3 protein-coding genes and 1 pseudogene are annotated in these 4,891 nt (G+C 43.8%); 1 reads left to right on the plus strand and 3 read right to left on the minus strand.

The features are described from left to right. The first annotated feature begins 293 nt into the window (after positions 1-293). Positions 294-1,994 (plus strand): methyl-accepting chemotaxis protein, encoded by a 1,701-nt coding sequence (locus AACT21_RS06470; RefSeq protein ID WP_094163533.1) that lies wholly within the window; start codon positions 294-296, stop codon positions 1,992-1,994. A 67-nt stretch (positions 1,995-2,061) separates the two neighbouring features. On the opposite strand, the gene AACT21_RS06475 is transcribed toward AACT21_RS06470, so the two are convergent. The 3 genes and pseudogenes from AACT21_RS06475 to AACT21_RS06485 form a co-directional block, all read right to left on the minus strand. Beyond that, positions 2,062-2,907, minus strand: a complete 846-nt coding sequence (locus AACT21_RS06475; protein ID WP_017045335.1) for a TerC family protein — start codon at positions 2,905-2,907, stop codon at positions 2,062-2,064. A 266-nt stretch (positions 2,908-3,173) separates the two neighbouring features. Next, on the minus strand, positions 3,174-3,896 hold the full coding sequence (locus AACT21_RS06480) for a ParB-like protein (protein ID WP_094124153.1): 723 nt from the start codon (positions 3,894-3,896) through the stop codon (positions 3,174-3,176). 486 nt (positions 3,897-4,382) lie between these two features. Continuing rightward, positions 4,383-4,873: pseudogene (locus AACT21_RS06485) on the minus strand (MarR family winged helix-turn-helix transcriptional regulator). Positions 4,874-4,891 lie beyond the last annotated feature (18 nt).

Consider the following 4,891-nt stretch of genomic DNA (forward strand, 5'->3'; position numbering starts at 1 on the left):
AATATAAACCTAACCAATGAAGAGCTGGTAATTGCTCGTGAATGTGTAGAGCGCATCTAACGCCGTAGACCTTGTTCCCTATCTTAAAGCCTGAACCCAAGCGTTCGGGCTTTTGTCTTTAACACACTGACTGATAAGTAAAAGCAGAGTTTTCTACTCGCTTGAACAGATATGACCTCTAGTTACTTAGTATTAGAAATAGTGTGTTTTAGGTTTTACTAAACTATCTTTAACAGCATAACAATATTCATATAAACGAATGGCTTTAATGGTTGTGTTTGGAGAGCGCATTTATGCAGTGGATTAAAGACTTATCGATTACCCAAAAAATGATTTCGCTAATTACGCTAATGCTGTGCCTAATTGTTGGTGTTGCAAGCTTTAGCGCTTTAAAAATGAATCGTATTGCGCTCGAAATTGAAGAAATCGCGGATGAAAGTATTCCTTTAATCCGGTTGACGTCGGATATCACCATCAAACAGTTGGAAAGCTCTATCGTGTTAGAAAAGGCTTTTCGACTGGCTAAAATCCCTGTCGAAGGCAACTCACAAGCGCTGAAAGACCTTACTCAGAAGACAGAAAACATCGCAAAAGTGTTGGAGTCTGAATTGACACAAGCGAAGCAAATACTCAGTGATGCAAAGAAGCATCGTCAAGCGAAGGGTGTTGATCAAGAGAGTCAAAACCGATACCAAACATTTGAAGCGTTAGAAAGTCATTACTATCAGTATGAGGTGGCTTTATTTGAGTTGCTCAAGCGCTTAAATAGTAATGAGCCAGTAGAACAACTTGCGCCACAAGTGCTCGTGCTAGAAAAAATGCAAGAGGCATTTAATACCGAAATTGAACATTTTCTACGCGATTTAGAGCAAAAAACAGCAACCTCTATTCTCATTACTGAGGATGAAGAACACAGAGCATTGCAGGGCACAATAACATTAGCTGTCGTTTCGATAATTCTTGGCCTTGTGATGGGGACGTTACTCAGCCGTCAAATTGTTCGCTCTGTGCTAAAAGTGAGAAATATAGCGGCTAAAATGGCAAATGGTCATTTTGATCAGCACATTGTGCCAGAGTCAAAAGATGAGATCGGCCAGTTGACGCAAAGTATGAACACCATGGCGGACTCGTTGAGTAAAACCGTTGGTGAGGTGATTCAAAGAGCAAACAGCATTGCAGGGCTGGTGACGGAATTAAATGTGTTGGCAGAGAATAACCGTAAAGCGATGCTTGTACAGCAAGAGAGCACTCAGCAAGTTGCGGCTGCAATGGAGCAAATGGCATCAACGATCACAGAAGTGGCGAGTAACGCTGAAGGTGCTGCGGAGTCGACTACTCGTGCAGATAACAGCGTTAAAGCGGCTTGTGAAACGACAGATGTGACACAAAAAATCTCCCATCAATTGGTGATTAACGCGGCTAACTCACAGAAAATGATCTTAGAGTTACAAGACAGCACACATAAAATTCAGAATTTCGTTTCAGTGGTTGATTCGATTTCAGAGCAAACCAATTTGTTGGCACTCAACGCTGCAATTGAAGCGGCAAGGGCGGGTGAACAAGGAAGAGGATTTGCGGTTGTGGCTGATGAAGTGCGCGCTTTGGCTTCTCGCAGCCAAGAAGCGACTCATGAAATCAGCAGTTTGATCCAAGTGTTGGTGAATAAAGCTCAAATTGCTGCAAAATCGATAGAAGATAATGACCAGCAGATCAGCGAATCATCAACACTCGTCGATAGTGCAAAAGCTCAGCTCTATTCGATAGCGGGAGCGTTAGACGAACTGATGCAATCGAACTTGCAAGTCGCCTCCGCCAGCGAGCAACAAGCCGTGAGTGCTGAAGAAGTCAGCCAAAATTTGTTAGGTATTCGTGATTCAGGCGACAAAGTATTAGTGAGCACAGAAGAAACCGCTAACGCTAGTAATGATTTATCACAGCAAGCCAATGATTTAAAAGCGTTAATGAGCCAATTTAGTGTGCGTAAATTAGCTTAACGTCAATAGTATTCGGATAGAAGAAAGGGCGACGTTGCTGTTCGCCCTTCTGATATTAATTATCTCTTCAATGTGCTGAGGACTTTGACCTTAGTAAAGGCATGGGCCTTTTTAACGAATATGGTTTTGATGTATGTAGCTTTGACGTATGTAGCTTTGACGTAGACGTATATAGCTTTAACGGACGTAGCTGCTTAATCTGGATTGCTTGTTTCTTCGCCCATTGAATATGACAAATCTCCATTGCCAAACCAAACGCCATCGCAAAATAGACGTAGCCTTTATTGATGTGCAGCTCAACACCTTCCGCGATTAACAAACCGCCCAGCATCATTAAAAACAGTAATGCCAGCGTTTTAAAACCCGGATAACGGGTGACTAAGGCGTTAATGCGCGCTGCGGTTAATATCATGATCACCGCAGACGCTAAAATGGCCGCGACCATGATAGGAATGTCGTTAGTTAGACCCACCGCAGTGATTACCGAATCCATGGAAAATACCGCGTCAACCGCGACAATTTGCAGTAACACGACCGCAAGGCCAGCACTCACTGTCGTCGTATGTGAATGCTCATCAGGCATCAGCCAGTTCCACAACTCTTTTGCTGCTTTGAATAACAGAAAAGCACCGCCGAAGATGAGGATAAAATCTCGTCCAGATAATTCGTTGCTAAACCAAACGACTATCGGTGCAGTTAACGACATCAGCCAACTGATAGAAAAAACCAAACCAATCCGAGCGGTAACCGCTAACAAAATGCCTAAGTTACGCGCAAGCGGCCGCTGCTGAACGGGGAGTCGTTCACATAAGACGGAAATGAACACTACATTATCAACGCCAAGAACCACTTCTAAAGCAAGCAGTGTGGCAAATATCGCCCAAGTTTCGGGTAGTAGGAAGAGTTCTAACATGTGGCCTCCTTAAGTAAGGGGGCACGGTAAAGGGGGGAATCAGTAAATATTGGTCGCCTGAAGGGGTCGTCCATTGTCAATAAAAGCCTCTGTTGCTAGGGAAGCGACAGTAAATCATTGACTGAACCACAAGACAAGAGGGCGATTTGTAACAAAATACATATTCATCTTATCGAACAACGCCCTACGAGCTATTTGTTTGCTCGCAGGCTAATTGTATCTTCAAAATGATGAGTCTTATTTAAATCACGCTTTGCGATAGAACCTTAGTTTGCCGTGTTGATGAGGTGGTGCATAGTTGAACACTGCTCTCCGGGGTAACCAGGCAGAGCCTTAGCTGCTGAGCTACATGCCAGTTGTGCAGCTTGTTCGAGTCGTTCTGGGAGCGTACTCGCATTGACCGGCACCCAATTCATTTGCTCCCCAAGCCAGCTAGCCCAAGCAAACTCAACAAAATAAACCTGTTCATGCTTGCTGTAATAACCGGCATCTTGTAGTTCACCTGCCAAAGAGCGGTAGGGGTAGTCGGGTAGCTTACTTATGTGTGCAGGTAATTGATCGGGAGTTAGCGGGGCTCCTTTTTCATCGCGCAGCCATGTCCAGTGGTTGCCTTGCATGTCTTGCCAAAAGCTCTCCTTGTTGTCGAGGTGAGCAAGGATGTGGACGGTCACCTCTTTCACACCTTGCTGCCAAAGCGCCTTGGTTAGATGATGTCGGTCAACCAACCAATACTGGCCATCAGCATCTACGATTACCGGGATCTTTTTCTTTTTCATGTACTTCTTAAGTTGTGCTGGGCTTTTTGTCGCCAGTTTGGCTTGTGTTTTATCAACTTGTTGTTGACCAACCCCGGCCTGAGTGGGGTGTAGCTGATTAATATCCAGGCTGCACCAGTCCCCGATGCCACTGTCTGGCCCGCAAGGAGCGAGTGCCCATGCTCCCTGACTGATGATTGCGGCGGCAAGCAATATCCATCCTTTGCTCAACATACTATTCCTTTTGAATGATGACGGTACCAATGCAATCAAATGCATTGTTGAGTATTCAATATGTAAAAGTGAAAGTTTAGCCTTCACCGACCCTCTGCCTTGCATTGTAGGAGTTTGAAGCCTAACGGTACAGAAAACATCGATAAGGTGTTGGAGAATTTATCAGTCGGTATATAGTTTGATAAAAATCATAGAGTTACAGTGAGGGCGTAAAGTTATAACTTTGAATGAATGCATTAACGTTTATCATTTTGAGTGTGTTTCAGAGTAAAGTGATTAGCGAGCCGTCAACACACTTTTGCCCCGTTATGTTCCTCCCCCTTTCAGGGGGAGGTTAGGAGGGGGTGCTGCTAGCAACCAACAAGAAACACCCCTCCCTTTGAAGGGGAGGGAATTAGTTTCGTGAGCGTTGAGAGTATGCTATTTATGATGAGCGATATAGTTTGCTGAAACATGTTATATCCACTACAACCCCCAAAATTCTCTTTATTCGTTTTCCTCATAAATCAATACCTTGCGTAGTAAATCAGCAAGTTGATCTTGTTCTTTTTTAGTCAATACATTCAGCATTTTATCCATGTTTTCAACATGATCGTTTAACGCAGTATCAACACACTTAACACCTTTTGAGGTCAAAGTGACTTTGCAGCTTCGCCGGTCGTGTTCGCTATAAATACGCCCTACCAATCCTTTTTTTACTAACTGATCTAAACGCGTACTTACAGCGCCTGAAGAAAGCATGAGTGTCTTATATAACTCTGTTGGTGTAATACCGGAAGGATCGCTTCGACGCATCGTTGCTAAAATATCGAACTCGATGCTGCTTAACCCATGTTCTTTAAACACCTTATCCATTTTACTCTTCCAGACATTACTGGTTCGACGTAAACGTCCAATGACTCCCATAGAAGAACAGTCCAGATCGGGTCTGACACTTTTCCACTGAATCAAAATGAATCGACATTATCCAATGACATTTTATCTCTCCTATAAAT

It is taken from the genome of Vibrio sp. V08_P9A1T1, assembly GCF_963874405.1.
Classification (GTDB): Bacteria; Pseudomonadota; Gammaproteobacteria; order Enterobacterales; family Vibrionaceae; genus Vibrio; species Vibrio anguillarum.